This window comes from Streptomyces sp. JNUCC 63 (assembly GCF_054366325.1).
Genome location: NZ_CM135963.1, coordinates 6,804,333 through 6,819,178, shown reverse-complemented (window position 1 = coordinate 6,819,178; position 14,846 = coordinate 6,804,333). Strand labels below are relative to the sequence as shown.

At 68.6% G+C, this 14,846-nt stretch carries 14 protein-coding genes; 8 read left to right on the top strand and 6 right to left on the bottom strand.

What is annotated here, in order from left to right; translation table 11 throughout:
- Window positions 1–21: 21 nt before the first annotated feature.
- The 4 genes from ACX25U_RS31500 to ACX25U_RS31485 form a co-directional block, all read right to left on the bottom strand.
- Window positions 22–996: a hypothetical protein gene (locus ACX25U_RS31500; RefSeq protein WP_100572684.1), complete on the bottom strand. Its 975-nt coding sequence runs from the start codon at window positions 994–996 to the stop codon at window positions 22–24.
- 324 nt (window positions 997–1,320) lie between these two features.
- Window positions 1,321–2,640 (bottom strand): nucleotide-binding domain-containing protein, encoded by a 1,320-nt coding sequence (locus tag ACX25U_RS31495; protein ID WP_454385068.1) that lies wholly within the window; start codon window positions 2,638–2,640, stop codon window positions 1,321–1,323.
- Window positions 2,637–3,233, bottom strand: coding sequence for an SLATT domain-containing protein (locus ACX25U_RS31490; RefSeq protein ID WP_454385066.1), 597 nt, complete (start codon window positions 3,231–3,233; stop codon window positions 2,637–2,639). The genes ACX25U_RS31495 and ACX25U_RS31490 overlap by 4 nt, the downstream gene beginning before the upstream one ends.
- A gap of 1,200 nt (window positions 3,234–4,433) precedes the next feature.
- Window positions 4,434–5,198 carry a hypothetical protein gene (locus ACX25U_RS31485; RefSeq protein WP_454385065.1) on the bottom strand — a complete coding sequence of 255 codons (765 nt, stop codon included), beginning with the start codon at window positions 5,196–5,198 and terminating at the stop codon, window positions 4,434–4,436.
- Between the two features lie 95 nt (window positions 5,199–5,293).
- Between ACX25U_RS31485 and ACX25U_RS31480 the strand changes: the two genes are divergently transcribed.
- Entirely contained in the window at window positions 5,294–6,073 is a 780-nt protein-coding gene (locus ACX25U_RS31480; protein WP_454385064.1) for an AraC family transcriptional regulator, read from the top strand.
- A gap of 161 nt (window positions 6,074–6,234) precedes the next feature.
- Here ACX25U_RS31480 and ACX25U_RS31475 read toward each other — a convergent pair whose 3' ends face one another.
- Both ACX25U_RS31475 and ACX25U_RS31470 read right to left on the bottom strand, forming a co-directional pair.
- Entirely contained in the window at window positions 6,235–7,359 is a 1,125-nt protein-coding gene (locus tag ACX25U_RS31475; RefSeq protein ID WP_454385063.1) for an FAD-dependent monooxygenase, read from the bottom strand.
- Between the two features lie 33 nt (window positions 7,360–7,392).
- The gene (locus ACX25U_RS31470) at window positions 7,393–8,376 is read right to left on the bottom strand and encodes a LysR substrate-binding domain-containing protein (RefSeq protein ID WP_454385061.1); all 984 of its coding nucleotides are present in this window, start codon (window positions 8,374–8,376) and stop codon (window positions 7,393–7,395) included.
- A 143-nt stretch (window positions 8,377–8,519) separates the two neighbouring features.
- Here ACX25U_RS31470 and ACX25U_RS31465 point away from each other — a divergent pair, with 143 nt between their 5' ends.
- From ACX25U_RS31465 to ACX25U_RS31435, 7 genes are read left to right on the top strand one after another with little or no spacing between them, the layout of a single operon-like run.
- The gene (locus ACX25U_RS31465; RefSeq protein ID WP_454385059.1) at window positions 8,520–9,458 is read left to right on the top strand and encodes a VOC family protein; all 939 of its coding nucleotides are present in this window, start codon (window positions 8,520–8,522) and stop codon (window positions 9,456–9,458) included.
- A gap of 40 nt (window positions 9,459–9,498) precedes the next feature.
- Window positions 9,499–10,899, top strand: a complete 1,401-nt coding sequence (locus tag ACX25U_RS31460; protein ID WP_454385058.1) for an aromatic ring-hydroxylating oxygenase subunit alpha — start codon at window positions 9,499–9,501, stop codon at window positions 10,897–10,899.
- Window positions 10,896–11,426 (top strand): aromatic-ring-hydroxylating dioxygenase subunit beta, encoded by a 531-nt coding sequence (locus ACX25U_RS31455; RefSeq protein ID WP_454385056.1) that lies wholly within the window; start codon window positions 10,896–10,898, stop codon window positions 11,424–11,426. The genes ACX25U_RS31460 and ACX25U_RS31455 overlap by 4 nt, the downstream gene beginning before the upstream one ends.
- Window positions 11,423–11,623: a ferredoxin gene (locus ACX25U_RS31450; protein WP_454385054.1), complete on the top strand. Its 201-nt coding sequence runs from the start codon at window positions 11,423–11,425 to the stop codon at window positions 11,621–11,623. The genes ACX25U_RS31455 and ACX25U_RS31450 overlap by 4 nt, the downstream gene beginning before the upstream one ends.
- Window positions 11,624–11,626: 3 nt before the next feature.
- Window positions 11,627–12,829, top strand: coding sequence for an NAD(P)/FAD-dependent oxidoreductase (locus ACX25U_RS31445; protein ID WP_454385053.1), 1,203 nt, complete (start codon window positions 11,627–11,629; stop codon window positions 12,827–12,829).
- A gap of 37 nt (window positions 12,830–12,866) precedes the next feature.
- Complete coding sequence (locus tag ACX25U_RS31440) at window positions 12,867–13,694, top strand: SDR family oxidoreductase (protein ID WP_454385051.1); 828 nt, start codon at window positions 12,867–12,869, stop codon at window positions 13,692–13,694.
- A gap of 2 nt (window positions 13,695–13,696) precedes the next feature.
- The gene (locus ACX25U_RS31435; RefSeq protein ID WP_454385049.1) at window positions 13,697–14,845 is read left to right on the top strand and encodes an alpha/beta hydrolase family protein; all 1,149 of its coding nucleotides are present in this window, start codon (window positions 13,697–13,699) and stop codon (window positions 14,843–14,845) included.
- Window position 14,846 lies beyond the last annotated feature (1 nt).

The window sequence follows — 14,846 nt, the reverse complement described above, 5'->3', positions numbered from 1 at the left end:
CAGAAGCGGGACAGGCCGTTCTCAGACCTCCCGGGGATCTTGCTGGTCGAGCGCAGCCAGCACGGAAGTCGGATCGTCGATCAGATCGAACAGGCCGCTGGTCCGTCGCGCCCAGCGCTCTGGATCCTCTCCTTCCGCGAACGCCGCGGCCGACCTGAACTGGTTCCGGAGATTGACCGGCAGTCTGTCAGCCAGGGACGCACCGAGCTGTCGGCCCAGGACGGCGCGCGCCGATGGCGGCCGCATGCGGAGGGCCAGCTTGCCGGTCGCCGGGGCGGCGGTGTCGCTCACGCCTTCAAGAGCCGCGACGGCATCGCGCACCCAGCCGCCATCCCGGGTGTCGGGGAGCGGAACCGCGATCCGCTGAACGCTGGCGATCGCGTTCCTCCCCAGTGCGAGCGAGAGCCCTCCCGGATCCTCGTGGTAATTCAGGTAGCGGGCGACGTCGACGCCTGGCGGGCAGACCTCGTCGAGCACGACGTCGCCGACGAAGTTTGCGGGGTCGACGAGCCACCCCTCCCGCACCACAACGGATGGCTTCAGACGGACCTGATACAGATTGAACTGGCTGCGCTGGTCGGCCTGGTCACGGATCCGACGCAGCATGTTGTGGACAGCGGCCTCGTACGTGCCGACGTGGAGGGCCTTCGCCCGCTGGCTCGCGACCCACGCGGAAACCCGCTGCTCTCCGCCCATCCTCCTGCGCATCTCGGGAGTCAAGACGGCTGACGGGTCGAAGTCCCGCGTCGGCCAGTGCGCCTGCGTACTGGCGTGGTACCAGAAAAACTGCGCGACCCTGTCGCCGTCGAGTGCCGGGTCGCAGGAGTCGAGCGTCACCCGAGGCGAATCCTCGTGCTCGCAGGTCATGCCGCAGCCGGGGCAGGTTTCCGTCGCCTGCTCCCACCGATCGATCCAGTCCAAATCGACACGCCACCCATGATCGCAGCGCCCACAGAACATCTGCCGCTCTCGCCAGAAGTCGATCCGCCGTTCCACGGCACCATTCTCCGGAAGCGTCCGACGGAAAACCAGCTTCAGCCGAGGTCCCAAACCCGCCGAAACTCCTCTTCCGCGGCATCTGCTTCGTCGCTGAGCAGATCGACGATCCACTCAGCGGACCTGCCGGGATCCCCGGAACGCAGCTCAGCCGGGCGGCGGGCAGCCTACCGCTTTCGCGGAAGCCAGCTCCGCGTTGAGCAGGCACTCGGACATGACAGCGAGAGAGCTGCCCATACTTCAACCCTGGGGGGCGGATGCGTCTGATGCGACGAGCCCCCGGCAGAGTCGTCGGGGCCTCGTCACGCTTCGAGGATCGGTCTTCTACAAGGCGTTCGCCCTCTTCACGCTCGTGTTGCCGATCGGCACGTCGATCCGGTCCCGAGCGACGACGACCCCGTCCTTGACTACGTAGCACTCGACGACGTGCTCGCCTTTGAAGTCCGAGTGCTCGATGCGGACTCCCCGCTTGCTCGAGTCGACGATCTGGCCGCGGATCGCGTCCCGCCGCTCGGCTTCCGGACCACGATTGAGCACCTTCCACTTCAGCGTGTAGGGCTCCCCGACCGAGCAACTGGTGACCACGAACCTCAAGTTTTTGTCGGCCTTTAGCAGGATCCCGCCGCGACGCATCGCGCGAAGCCAGGTCGGACGCCATCCGGCCTGCGTGACCTCGCAGTCGATGGACACAGCCTCGGACACGTCGACCGGGAACTCATCCTCGATGAACTCCTCGGTGTCCCTGAACGACCGGGACGACTCGCTCGCGCTCTTCGCCAGCGGCACCGACGTGCCGAAGACCTCGCGCCACTTCTTGTTGGCGGACGTCTTGCCTTCGTCCGCGATCGCCTCGAGGCATCGGTTGTACGCCTTCTTGGCCTTCGGCTGGAACTGCGCCTTGACGTGGACCCGCTGTCGGCTGCCCAGCGCCAGGTAGTACTCCTGCTCTGACTGATCCTTGAGGAATTCGAAGAAGTCGCGGGCCATGAGGTCGAACGAGCCTGTGCCCGCTGCGTCGTAGTCGTCGGTCTGGTCGAAGAAGTTGTAGACGAGGGTGTCGATGAGCAGGCCGCCCATGTTTACGCCGTTCGCGTTCTTCCAGGCCCGTGCCATCCGGGCGAGGTGGCGCATGTTCGTCGAGGTGCGGTCGTTGCACTCCTTGGTCGCGGCGATCTCCTCGCGCGGCTTGGTGACCTTCCAGCCCTCAGCCTTCGTGTCCGGGTAGTCGAAGCTGCCGTCGGCGTTCTCGAACGCAGGCTGGACCTCAAACTTGAAGGCGTTGGACGCGAACCGCACTCGGACGACGCACTGGTCGACGCGGATCTCCGTGTTCTTGTACCGCGCCTTAAGGTCGTCGCGAACCCTCTCGAGAATCCTCCGCGGGCCGGTGTCCCCGTCGTAGCTCGACCGGATCCCGGGCGGCAGGATGAAGATCATGTCGAGGTCGGACACGCCCTTGATCGCGGTGTGCCGGCCGAACGATCCGACCATCAGCTTGTAGTCGGTGCAGCCGTCCTTGTCGCGGAAGTCCTTGTTGAGCGCCTTCGTGATCTCATCCCGGCGCGAGGCGACCGTCGTGGCCGTGTCTCCGACCTTTAGGTTTTCGAGCAGCGTTTCGAAGATCTCTGAGGTCTTCATCTTCATGCCTCGCCTTCGCCGAGCCGGAGCGCCTCCGGGAGGAAGAGGTCGATCTCGCGCGAGGTGAACGTCATCTCCTCGTTGTTCTGCAGCCCGCCCTGGGCGCGCGCGAACGCCCTGCTGCTCGTCCTAGGCGCGTCGGCGTACGCGTCGCGCGCGGCCCGCTGCAGCTCGTCCCGCCGCTCTCGGCCCTCCGCGACGGAGACAGTGCCGGACATCAGGTCGGCGATGAGGGAGATATAGGACTCCCGGACGTCCCACAGCCGAGAGGCGATGCCGCGGTGGGCATCGGACTCCTCCTCGAACTTGAAGGTCTTCGTCCCAAGGCTCATCCAGGTGACCAGGAGCGCGATAGAAGAGGTCGCGAGACTCGTCAGCACTGCGTTGCCGAGCAGGCCGACCACCGCGGCAAGGAAGGTGCCCGAGCTGATCGCGGTGAGAGCAATGAGGACGCCCTGCTGCCACCGGTGCTTGGTGAAGCAGATGTCCGCCTGTTTCTCATGGGTCTTGTGGCTGTAGACCACGCGCCCGAAGGCCTCTCGTATCTGCGCCAGAAGGTAGGGGTCGCGGTCAGGCACCGCGTCGCTCTCGGGTGTCAATTCGTTCCTACTCGGTCGAGGACTCCTGGACATGCGCCTGAAAGTCAGTTGCACATCTTCTGAGTATGGCGGCGACCACTGACACTCCGACCGACTTGAGCTACGTCCCGTTCAGGCCGCTCGATCTGGCCCGCTCTGCGGTCCTCCCCTGCTTCGCGCAGGTAGGGGAAAGCGGTGGACACGATGCCGCGGAGCCGCTCGCCTTCCATCTCCGCGGTGGCCCCGCGAAGCTCCTGGCTCCAGGCCCGCGCGAGAGCGAGGCTCAGAGCAACTGGTACTGATCCGGGCAGACTGGGGCCGGACCTGGCAGCGCCGACGCCTGTGCCGCGTGCGCGGTCGCGATTCCGCAGGCGGCAACCATCCCGGAGCCCCTGCGTTGTGCGACGGTACGGCCCGCGAGTCACCGGCGACCGGCGCCTCCTATGTGCTGGAAGAGCCCGACGAGGCCAGGCAACCATCTGCGCCGTCAAGTCCCGCTCGCTCCCAATCGCTCGCACTGCAGTCGCAGCATGAACCGAACCGACACCTCCAGAGCAAGATCCGGACCATGTCCGGACCAGCTCCCGACCGAAGACTGCGCCAACTACCGTTTCGCCTGGTCAATGCAGGTGCAGCTGCTGTACCACAAGCAGACGAAGAACCTTCTTTGTAGCTATTCCCCGAAGAAACTTGGGTTCTTCTAGAGGGATCAAGTCGGTTGCCTGGGGGGAACCTTGTCCCTCCAGGCACCTCAGGCTCGAAGTCACTGTCCGTGAACGCCCAGCAACCACCCGCCGTAATTCATCCTGAATCGGCGTGGCTCCCGGACCGGCCACGGACCAGTCGGAGCCTCGCCGCTTCCCCAGGGACCGAATCAGGGAACGATCCACCCAGTGGCGTAGCACTCACCGACTGACATTCCCGCACCGTGGGGCAGGCCCAGCACGTAGTCTCCGACGTCGCCCTGATCGGCATCCGCAGCGGCGTCGTCCTCCAAGCGCACGCCGATGAAGCAGTCGGATGCCCGCCCGACGGGGAGCGCTGGCCCGGTGCCGTTCCCGGCCGGTTCGTGGAGCACATCGCCCTGCGGGAAGGCGCCGGCGATGACGCACCCGAAACGGTGTGGGCCGGGCCCGTCACCGACCAGGAGTACAACGGCTCCGCACACGCAATGAGCAACCGCCGGCCAGCAGTCGGACCATCGGCAGGGCCGGCCGTGCGCTACGCCGCGTCGGCGACCCCGCACGTATCCGCGATGCGAAGCAACCGGGCCGGCTCCTCCCGCCCACGCCTGATCAAATCGAACGCCGCCCTCGGGTCCGTTTCCGGCGGCAATGGGGTATCGGTAACCACATCGGTCAGGGTGTACCGGCCGAGCAGCCATCGCTGCAGGGCCCGCCGGTCTGTGCCCCGTTCGTGAGAGAGGCCGTCGGCCGCCCATGGCACTGCCTCGTACTTGGTGTTGTCGGTGCCGTTGGCATGCAGCAGACCGGAGCGACGGACCAGACACGGGAAGCAGACGCCGCAGTTGGCAATCGGCGGTCCGCCGTTGCGCCGCGCCGGCGGCTTGCCGCGGCTCAGCGTGGATTCCAGGTCGGACGGCGTGAGGCCGGCGTCACCTCCGACCTTGCACACCTCGCCTCTCGTCAGCTGGGCCCAGGGGTTGACCACCTCTACCGTGCTGCCCGCCTGGCTGACGGCACTCACCAGTGCGTTCAGACCAGCCAGCGTCCGCGGGTGCACGGAACGGGTGGAGCAGGCGGCCGAACGCGCGGGCGTCAAAGGCGGGTTGAGGGCCGACTGACCGTTCTCCGGAACGTGGACAGTGGCCACCCCGTGCGCGGCAGCGGCGCGGATCGCTCCCGCCGCGTACAGCAGCCCGCGTGTGCGGGAGGAGGTTTCCACCCTCAGCCCGGAGCCGTCGCCGTGCGGAGTCCGGCTCATCTGCAGCAGCATCACCGGCCGGTTTCCGGCCAGGCGTTCCACGGACTTGTACACCCGCCGCTGGAGACGCAGCAGTCCTGTCTCGCGGAACATCACCAGCAGCAGCGGTTGGGGATCCGTGGCGCGCGGGGCTCGGTGTGGAGATTGCGGGGCCGGAAGCCGAGCGCTCGTATTTCGTGGACTTCGTGGTGTCAGGTCTGCTGAACGCCGAACGGCGTGGAGAACACACCGTCAACACGAGTTCGCGAGCCGCGGTGTTCAATCCTGGCGACCGCCAGCGCCTGCTCCCCGCGAGACCGGACACCGAGACGCTCGGGATCCGGCTCGATCGTGCACTCGTCGAGACGGAACTCACCGCCCTGCTGGGCCGGGAGCCGGACGGTCCGATCGTCTTCGACCTCGCGCTCGATCTCATGGGCGCCGACCACGCCGGTCTCCGTATCGTGGTCGAGTCGCTCATCGACCAACTCGATACGGGCTCGAAGATCTTCGACCACCCGGCAGTCCGCCAAGCACACGTGCGGTCGTTCGTCATCAGCCTCTTGCCGGCGCACCGCCACAACTTCAGCGATCTGCTCCTCAAGGGGCACTCGCCGCTTCGGCCGCGGCCGCTGCGCAGGGCCCTCGACTTCATCGATCAGAGGATCGGTGACCCGATCACTCTGAGCGACCTCGCCCAGGCGGGCCATTGCAGCGCCCGCACACTGAGCGACGCTTTTCGCGAGCACTTCGGCTGCTCGCCGATGGCGTTCCTCAGAGACCGCCGGCTCGAACGCGTCCGCGCCGATCTCCTGGCGGGATCGGACCGTGTCAGCGCCGTCGCCCACCGCTGGGGGTTCACGCATCTCGGCCGCTTCGCCGCTGCTTACCGGCACCGGTACGGCGAGCTGCCTTCGGCCACCGCTGCGCGTGCGTGAGCGACAGCGGTGCGATCCCCGCCTGGCTGGGCGCCCGTCAGGCGGGGATCCGGGGAGAACGTCGTGGCCCGGTCAGTGGCCGGTCCGCTGAACGAAGTCCCCGGGCACGCGGATCGTCACTGGCGCCCGCACGGCCACGGTCCTCGATCCGACGGCACCGCTCAGATCGGAGCCGCCAGAGCACCGTGGCAGCGTCCCTGGAGCTCGTAGGCCTCGCCGTGCCGGTCGGCCTGCTCGAGGCGCGCGATCTTCCGCGAGGTCTCGACGACCAGCCGGGCCCGCTCGATGCGACGTGCGCTGAAAGCCTCCAGTGCCCCGGCCGTCTCCGCGTGCCGTTCCAGCTCCCGGGCGAGCACGACGGCGTCCTCGATGGCCAGGGCGGCACCGCTGACGAGCTGGGGGGACGGCGTGTGCGCCGCGTCTCCGAGAAGGACCGTCCGGCCGCGGTGCCACGGCGCCTCGACCAGCACGGTCCGGACCGGACGGCGCACGACGGCGTCGGCGTCGGCGATCGACTCGCGTACCTCGGCCACACGTCCCCCGAAGGGGGCGAGCAGTTCCCGCATCCTCGTCGCCAGCTCGTCGTCCGGCAGCGGCGCCTGCACGGGCGTGTTCTCGGTCAGGAAGCAGTAGGCGCTCTCTGACGAGACGGGTATCAGGCCGGCGTTGTGCGTGGTTCCGGCGAAGGTGAACAGGCGATCTGCCCAGGCGGGACGCGGGACGACCGCCCGCCAGACCATCTGGCCGTTGTACTCGGGTTTCTCCGTGAAGCCCAACAGCGTCCTGGTCCTCGATCCGACGCTGTCCGCCACGACCACCAGGTCGACGTCGCGCGTCGTACCGTCGGAGAGTTCCGCTCGGACCCCGTCGGACTCGTCACCGAGCCGGGTGACGGTGAGCGAGGTCCGAAGCGTCGCACCGTGCTTCTCGGCTGCCTCGCGCAGCACCCGTGCGAGATCCGGCCGGGCGATGCCCGCCTGCGAGGGGCGCCCCTCCCCCAGCAGGCCCGGCAGGTCGATGACCGTACGGACCTGCCCCGCACCGTCACAGTGGGCGATCTTGGTGATGCCGTAGCCGAGGGCCAGGCAGGGCTCGGCGAGGTCGAGGGCTTCGAGGGCGCGCAGTGCGGGGCCGGTCAGGCTGAGCCCCCACCCGCTGACCGTCCAGCCGCCGCGGAGCTCGACGAGCTCGACCCTGTGCTCCTGCCTGCGCAGCGCCGTTGCGGCCGTCAGGCCGCCGATTCCTCCGCCGACGACGAGTACACTCCGGCGTCCGTCCCGCTCCACGACTGCTCCCTCACCTCGGTGACCGGCCGCACGCTAGGCGCGGTCGGCAGCGGGCGCGATCCGGGGATGGCGGGCGTTGTCCGGATCCGGCAGGAGGCCGGGCCGACTCACCGGCTCCTCCGCGGCCAGGTCGATCAGGCACTGACGGAACCAGCGGTGCCCGGGATCGCGGTCGGTCCGTTTGGTCCAGGCCATGATCTCGGTGATGGGCTGAAGCTGTGGGATCGGCGGCTCGAGCAGGCGGATCCCCGCGGCTTCTCCGATCTTGTGCGCGAGCCGTTCGTGGACCAGCGTGATCAGACGCGTACCGCTCAGCAGGAAGGGCGCCATGCCGAACCCGGCGGTGATCTCGACGTTGCGCGGCACGCCCAGGAAGTCGAGCTGCATCTCCGACAGACCCCGCAGATGTCCCGAGGACGCGGCCAGATACGGGAGGGTCGTGAACTGCTCCAGGGTGATCTCGTCACCCACCTCGGGATGGTCCTTGTCGACGGCGACCAGATAGCGGTCCTGGAAGAGCACCCGGTGCGGGAACTGCTCGTGTTCCTCGAAGGCTTCCCTCGGCATCACCAGCAAGTCCGCGCGGTGTCCGCGGAGTTGGTCGGCGAAGTCGTCGCCGGTCGGGAAGATGTTCAGCCGGATGCCGGGCGCCTCGACGGACAGCCGGGCGATGAGCGGCTGAAGAAACGTCATCGTCAGGTAGTCGTTGGCTATCACCGAGAAGGTCCGCCGGGCCGTGGACGGGTCGAACGCCTCCCGCTGGGCGAGCACGATCTCGATGCCGGTGAGGAGTTCGCGCACCGGCTCGGCGAGTGACTCGGCCAGCGGCGTGGCGACGAGACCACGCCCCTCCCTGGTCAGAAGCGGGTCGTTGAAGAGTTTGCGCAGGCGGGACAGCGTCGAGGACATCGCCGACTGCCCGATCGAGAGCCGTTGTGCCGCGCGGGTCACGCTCCGCTCAATCATGAGCATGTCGAAGGCGACGAGCAGGTTGAGGTCGACGCGCCGAAGGTCCATAGCGCCATGGTAATTGATTTCATCAATGCCAGGCATTGCCAGGAATTGTTTGTGCGCGGTGATTGGCGTCACTACGTTCACCTGAACAGCGCGTGAACGCGCGCCTCGTCACCGCTGTCGTCGCCACTCAACGAGGAGAAAACGTGACGAAGCCACTGATCACCCACCTGCGCCATGTGGCGATCGCGGCCCCCGACCTCGACCGCCAGCTGGCGTTCTATCGCGACCTCTGGGGCCTGGCCCCCCTCGCGTCCGACACCGGCGTGCACTTCCTGGCCGCGGAGGGGTCCCCCGAGCAGTACATCGTGCGCCTGAGGAAGGACGACCAGAAGCGGCTCGACCTGGTCTCGTTCGGGGCCGCCTCCGCGACGGACGTCGATGCCCTCGCCGCGCGGCTGGCCCAGCAGGGCGTCCGCATCGTCCACGAGCCGCGGAAGCTCGACACGCCCGGCGCCGGCTACGGCTTCCGGTTCTTCGACGGCGACGGACGCGTGGTCGAGGTCTCCTCGGACGTCGCCACCCGGGACTTCCGGACGATCGAGGCCCGCGAGTCGATTCCCGTCCGCCTCTCGCACTTCGTGGTCAACTCCGACCACCCCGAGGCGACCGTCGACTGGTACGTCAAGCACCTCGGCTTCAAGCTCTCCGACACCCTGTGCCTCGGCGCCCGCGGGGACTTCATGTGGTTCCTGCGCTGCAACGACTGGCACCACTCCTTCGCCGTCGCCCGTGGTCCGCACGTCGCGATCCACCACCTCTCCTTCGAGATGCGCGGGATCGACGAGTTCATGCGCGGCACCGGCCGGATGCTGCGTGAGGGTGTCCAGCAGATCTGGGGCCCCGGCCGTCACAAGGCCGGCGACAACACCTACTCCTACTTCCTGGACCGGGTCGGGAACTGCGTCGAGTACACCACCGAGCTCGAGACCGTCGACTGGGACCGGCACCACCCGTCCGTCTACGACGTCACCAAGCCCGACTTCATCGACCAGTGGGGCACCGCGAACCAGATGAACGAGTTCGTGGCCAAGCAGCAGTTCAACGACCCCGACCGCGGCGTGTTCGTCGCGCCCCCGCTCTGATCCCTCCCGTGAAGACCATCCCGTGAACAGGAAGTCAACGATGACTCTCACGAACGAACCCCGGTCGTCGGCGCCGTTCTCGACCCCGCTGGACGTGCTGCTCGACCGTGTCGAGAAGGACATGCAGGAGGATCTCGTCCCGGCCGAGATCTTCAGCAACGACGACGTCTTCCGGGCCGAGATGGAGCGGATCTTCACCCGCACCTGGGTCTTCGTCGCTCACGAGAGCGAGATTCCCAAGGCCGGTGACTTCGTCCAGCGCAGAATCGGGCTCGACCCGGTCATCGTGACCCGCGACGGCGAGGGCGGCATCAACGTGCTGTCCAACTACTGCCGTCACCGCGGCACCCAGGTGTGCCAGACCGACGCGGGCAACTCGCGCTTCTTCACCTGTCCCTACCACGGCTGGACCTACGCCAACGACGGAAGGCTGGTCGGTACGCCGCTGATGCACCGCGCGTACGGCGAGCCGCTCGACCCGGAGCTGTGGAGCCTCAAGCGCGCCCCGAGGGTCGAGAACCGCAAGGGCTTCGTCTTCGCCTCGCTGTCCGAGGACGTGCCCGAGCTGGAGGAGTGGCTCGGCGGCGGTGCCTGGATGCTCGACCTGATCACCCAGCTCCACCCCGACGGCATGCGCGTGGCCGGTCCGCCCGAGCGCTACATGGTCAACGGCGACTGGAAGACGGCCGGCGAGAACTTCGCCGGCGACGTCTACCACCTGCCGACCCTGCACTTCAGCGTCCAGGAGGTCGACATGCTCCAGGGCGTCCAGGGCACCTGCGAGATCGGCCGGACCTACGAGTTCGAGAACGGGCACACCTTCATAGGCCACGCCTGGACCCAGGTCATCCACCCGGGCTTCACGCTGTGGGGCTACCCGGACGAATACAAGGAGCGGTTCGACCTCAGCGGCCTGGACGAGACCCAGCGCTTCGTGGTCGACCACGAGCCTCCCACCGTGGGGACCATCTTCCCCAACCTCAGCTTCATCCGGATCTTCTCCCCGCTCCCGGACGGTCCGCCGGCCGTCATGACCAGCTTCCGCCAGTGGCAGCCCGTCGCCCCGGGGAAGCTCGAACTGTGGAACTGGCAGTTCGTGTGGAACTTCCAGGACGAGGAGTCCGCCCAGCGCGACTACGTCGGCGGCCAGTACTGCTTCGGGTCGGCCGGGCTCTACGAGCAGGACGACACCGTCGCCTGGGAGGGCGTGGCGCGTGCGGCCTCCAGCCCGTGGATGCGCAAGGAAGGGCTGAAGTTCAACTACCAGCAGGGCCACAACTCGCCCGTCGACGACGCTCCGGACCCGGACTGGAGAGGACCGGGCGTCCACCGCAACACCGGTTACGGCGAGCACGTGCAGTTCAACTTCCTCCGCCAGTGGCTGCGCCAGATGAAGGGCACCGCCACCGACGACCAGGCCACCGAAGGGACGCAGTCATGACCGCCGCCGAAGCCCCGGACACCCTCGCGGTGGACCCCACGACGTACGCCCTGGTCGCGCAGTTCCTCGCGCACGAGGCACGTCTGCTGGACGAGGCACGCGAGGAGGAGTGGTTCGCGCTCCTCGACGACGATCTGCTCTACACCGTGCCGTCGCGCCAGTCGACCGAACCGCGCGACATCGAGGTCAACCGCGCCGCATGGCGCATCCGGGACACCAAGGCGCACATACGGACCCGGATCGACCGGCAGAACACCGGTCACGCCTACTCCGAGGTGCCCCCGTCGCGCACCATGCGGCTCGTCGGCAGCGTCGAGGTACGGGCCACGTCCGAGCCCGACGTCGTCGAGGCCCACAGCTCGCTGCTGCTCTACCGGCAGCGCGGGATCGACGTCCACTTCGACCTGATCCCGTGCCGCCGCAACGACCGGATCCGGCTCACGGCCGCCGGTCCGCGGCTCCTGGCCCGCGAAGTGATCCTGACCGAGACCAGCCTCAAGACCGCCAACCTGGGGGTGTTCCTGTGACCAGCGTGACCGTCGACCCCGGGCGTTGCACCGCCTATGGAATCTGCGTCGGCATCCACCCCGAGGTCTTCGCCGTTCCGGCCGGCAGCCCGGTCGCGGTCGTCACCCGCGACGTGCTGTCCGAGGACGACCTGGAAGACGTCCAGGAGGCCGTCCGGGCCTGTCCCGCGCAGGCTCTGCGCCTGATCGAGGGCTGACCGGTGACCCGTGTCAACGACGGCATCGTGATCGTCGGCGCGTCCGCGGCGGGGCTCTCCGCCGCCGACGGCCTGCGCGAGGGCGGGTACACCGGCCCCCTCACCGTGCTCGACGGGGAGCTCGAACCGGGGTACGACCGGCCGATGCTCTCCAAGAGCCTGCTGGCCGCCGAGGAGCACGCCACGCCGGCTCCGCTGCGGACCGGCGAGCACCTGGCCGCCAAGGGAATCGACCTCCTCGCCGGCCACGGGGCCATGGGGCTGGACATCGACCGCCGCCTCGTGGTGACCAACTGGGGCGAGGCGATCGCGTGGCGGCACGTCGTCGTCGCGACCGGCGTCACGGCTCGCCCGGTCGTGACGGCCCAGGGCACCGCCCTGCCGACCCTGCGCAACCGTGCCGATCTGACCGCCGCCAGGCGGCTCGCGGCGAGCGGGCGTCCGGTGACGCTGATCGGAGGAGGGTTCATCGGCCTGGAGGTGGCCACCGCTCTCCGCTCGCGCGGCGTCGAGGTGACCCTTCTGTGCGCGACCGAACTGCCCCTTGCCGGAATCCTCGGGGACGAGGTCGCCGGTTGGCTGCACGGTCTGCACCTCGCGAACGGGGTCTCCTTCGACCTCGGCAGCGCCACGGCCTCCGTCGAGGAGACGGCGCAGGGCTACGACATCCACCTCGCCGACGGGCGGGTACGACGGGCCGCGAGCGTGCTCGCGGGAGTCGGTACGGAGCCGGCCACCGACTGGCTGATCGGTTCGGGCGTCGAGCTCGACCACGGCGTCGTCACCGACGCGGCCGGACGGACGAACGTCGAGGGGGTGTGGGCCGCCGGCGACGTCGCCGCCCGCCGGGACCCGCTCCACGGCCGTCCCCGCCGCTTCGAGCACTGGACCCACGCCATCGAGCACGGCCGACGGGTCGGCCTCAACATCGCCCGGGGCGAAGCCGCCCCCCACGATGCCGTGCCCTACGCCTGGACCGAGCAATACGGCCTCACCCTCCACATGCTCGGCGAGCGCCGCCCCGGCGACACCGACCTCGTCGTCGAGGGCTCCCTCTCCACCGGCGACTTCGTCGTCGCCCACGGCGCAGGCGACGAGTTGCACGGCGCCACCGTCTGCGGTCGCGTCCGCGCCCTGCGGACGTATCGGAAGCTGCTCCGTGCCCGCGCGTCACTGAACGACGCCCTGGGCGCGGCGTCCGCCTGACCCCCTGGTCGTCCTCCCCCTTCAGCAAGGAACCACCATGCAGATGCTCGACAACCATGTCGTCCTCATCACCGGCGGCGGCTCCGGCCTCGGCCTCGGGATCGCCCGCCACTTCATCGGCGAGGGCGCGCAGGTCGCCGTCATGGAGATCTCCGCGGACAAACTGGCCGACCTCAAGGCCGAGTTCGGCGACGACGTGCTCCTCGTCCAGGGTGATGTCACCCGCACCGAGGACCTCCTCGCCTGCCGGCAGGCGGTCCTGGACCGCTTCGGCCGCATCGACGCCCTCGTCGGCGCCCACGGCATCTTCGACGGCAACATCCCGCTGCGCGACGTCCCCCTCGACAGGGTCGAGTCGTTGTTCGACGAGGTGTTCCACGTCGACACCCTCGGCTACATCCTGGCCGCCAAGGTCTTCGTCGACGACCTGGAGGAGACGGGCGGCTCCATCGTGCTGACCTCCTCCACCGCGGCCTACGCCGCCGACGGCGGCGGGCTCTTCTACACCGCCGCCAAGGGCGCGGTGCGCAGCGTGGTCAACCAGCTCGCGTTCGAGTTCGCACCGAGGGTGCGGGTCAACGGCGTCGCCCCGTCGGGCATCGCCAACAGCCAGCTCCGCGGCCCCCGTGCGCTCGGCCTTGAGAACAACAAGCAGTCCGACATCCCCAAGGAGGACTTCGAGGCGCAGTTCCTCACCCTCGCCCTCCTGCCCACCCTGCCGACCCCGGAGGACTACGCGCCGCTCTACGCCTACCTCGCCTCCCGCAACAACACCACCATGACCGGCCAGACCGTCGTCGCCGACCAGGGCGTGTTCAACCGCGCCGTGATCAGCAACGGTGCCGCCGACCGCGTCGGGAAGTGACCATGTTCCGCTACTTCCCGACCAACTACGTCTGGAGCCTGTCGGTCAGCATCGCCATGAACTGCGGTGGCCAGATCGGCGAGATCGAGCAGATCTGCGCCCCGCTCGTCGACGCGGCCAGGGACGGGGACGACGCCGGCACCGAGAAGTTCTTCCGGTCGTGGTGCGACTTCGCCGACGGACTCGTCCGGCAGGCCGAGCAGGATCTCACCGAGGGGCACCCCCTGTCGGCCGCCGCGCGCTACGCCCGCGCCTCGGTCTACTACCTGGTCGCCGAACGCATGCAGAGCCGTCACTACGCACCGCGCGAGGCCGCCTACCGCAAGTCCGTCCGGACGTGCCGGCTCGCGATCGAACACGGCGGGGAGCGCGCCGAGTTCGTCGAGGTCCCCTACGAGGGCACCTCGTATCCCGCGCTGTTCGTCCCCGCCGACGGCGAGCCCCCGGCGGACGGCTACCCGGTGATGGTCTTCTGCAACGGCCTGGACTCGATGAAGGAGATGCTGTTCCGGCTGGGCCTCCCGCGGGAACTGGCGCGCCGCGGCATCGCGACGCTCTGCGTCGACCAGCCGGGCACCGGCGCCTCGCTCCGCGAGCGCGGACTCCACGCGGTCCACGACAGCGAGCGCTGGGCGAGTGCCGCGGTCGACTACCTGGAGACGCGGCCGGACGTCGACGGCACGCGCATCGGGATGAGCGGTGTCTCGCTCGGCGGCTACTACGCCCCGCGCGCGGCCGCGTTCGAGAAGCGTTTCAAGCTCTGTGCGGTCTGGGGGGCCAACTACAACTGGGGCGAACTCCAGAAGCGCCGCCTGCAGCGCGAGGGCGAGAACCCCGTGCCGCACTACTGGGACCACGTGCAGTGGGTGTTCGGCAAGGACGGCCTCGAGGACTTCATGGCCTTCGCCCCGAACATGACGCTTCAGGGCGTCGTCGAGCAGATCACCGTCCCCTTTCTCGTCACCCATGGCGAGGATGACCGGCAGATCCCGATGGAGTTCGCCGTGCCCGAGTACGAGAACGCCGTCAACAGTCCCGACCGCCGCTTCAAGGTGTTCAGCCGTGCCGAGGGCGGTGCGTCGCACGCCGGCGCGGACAACGAAGCCGTTCCCGCTCACTACATCGCCGACTGGGTCGCCGACCGACTCTGAA

What these genes read in the sequence shown, in the direction of transcription:
- ACX25U_RS31455 (WP_454385056.1), top strand. Translation starts at nt 10,896, where the DNA reads ATGACCGCCGCCGAAGCCCCGGACACCCTCGCGGTGGACCCCACGACG.
- ACX25U_RS31470 (WP_454385061.1), bottom strand. Translation starts at nt 8,376, where the DNA reads ATGGACCTTCGGCGCGTCGACCTCAACCTGCTCGTCGCCTTCGACATG.
- ACX25U_RS31440 (WP_454385051.1), top strand. Translation starts at nt 12,867, where the DNA reads ATGCAGATGCTCGACAACCATGTCGTCCTCATCACCGGCGGCGGCTCC.
- ACX25U_RS31435 (WP_454385049.1), top strand. Translation starts at nt 13,697, where the DNA reads ATGTTCCGCTACTTCCCGACCAACTACGTCTGGAGCCTGTCGGTCAGC.
- ACX25U_RS31460 (WP_454385058.1), top strand. Translation starts at nt 9,499, where the DNA reads ATGACTCTCACGAACGAACCCCGGTCGTCGGCGCCGTTCTCGACCCCG.
- ACX25U_RS31495 (WP_454385068.1), bottom strand. Translation starts at nt 2,640, where the DNA reads ATGAAGATGAAGACCTCAGAGATCTTCGAAACGCTGCTCGAAAACCTA.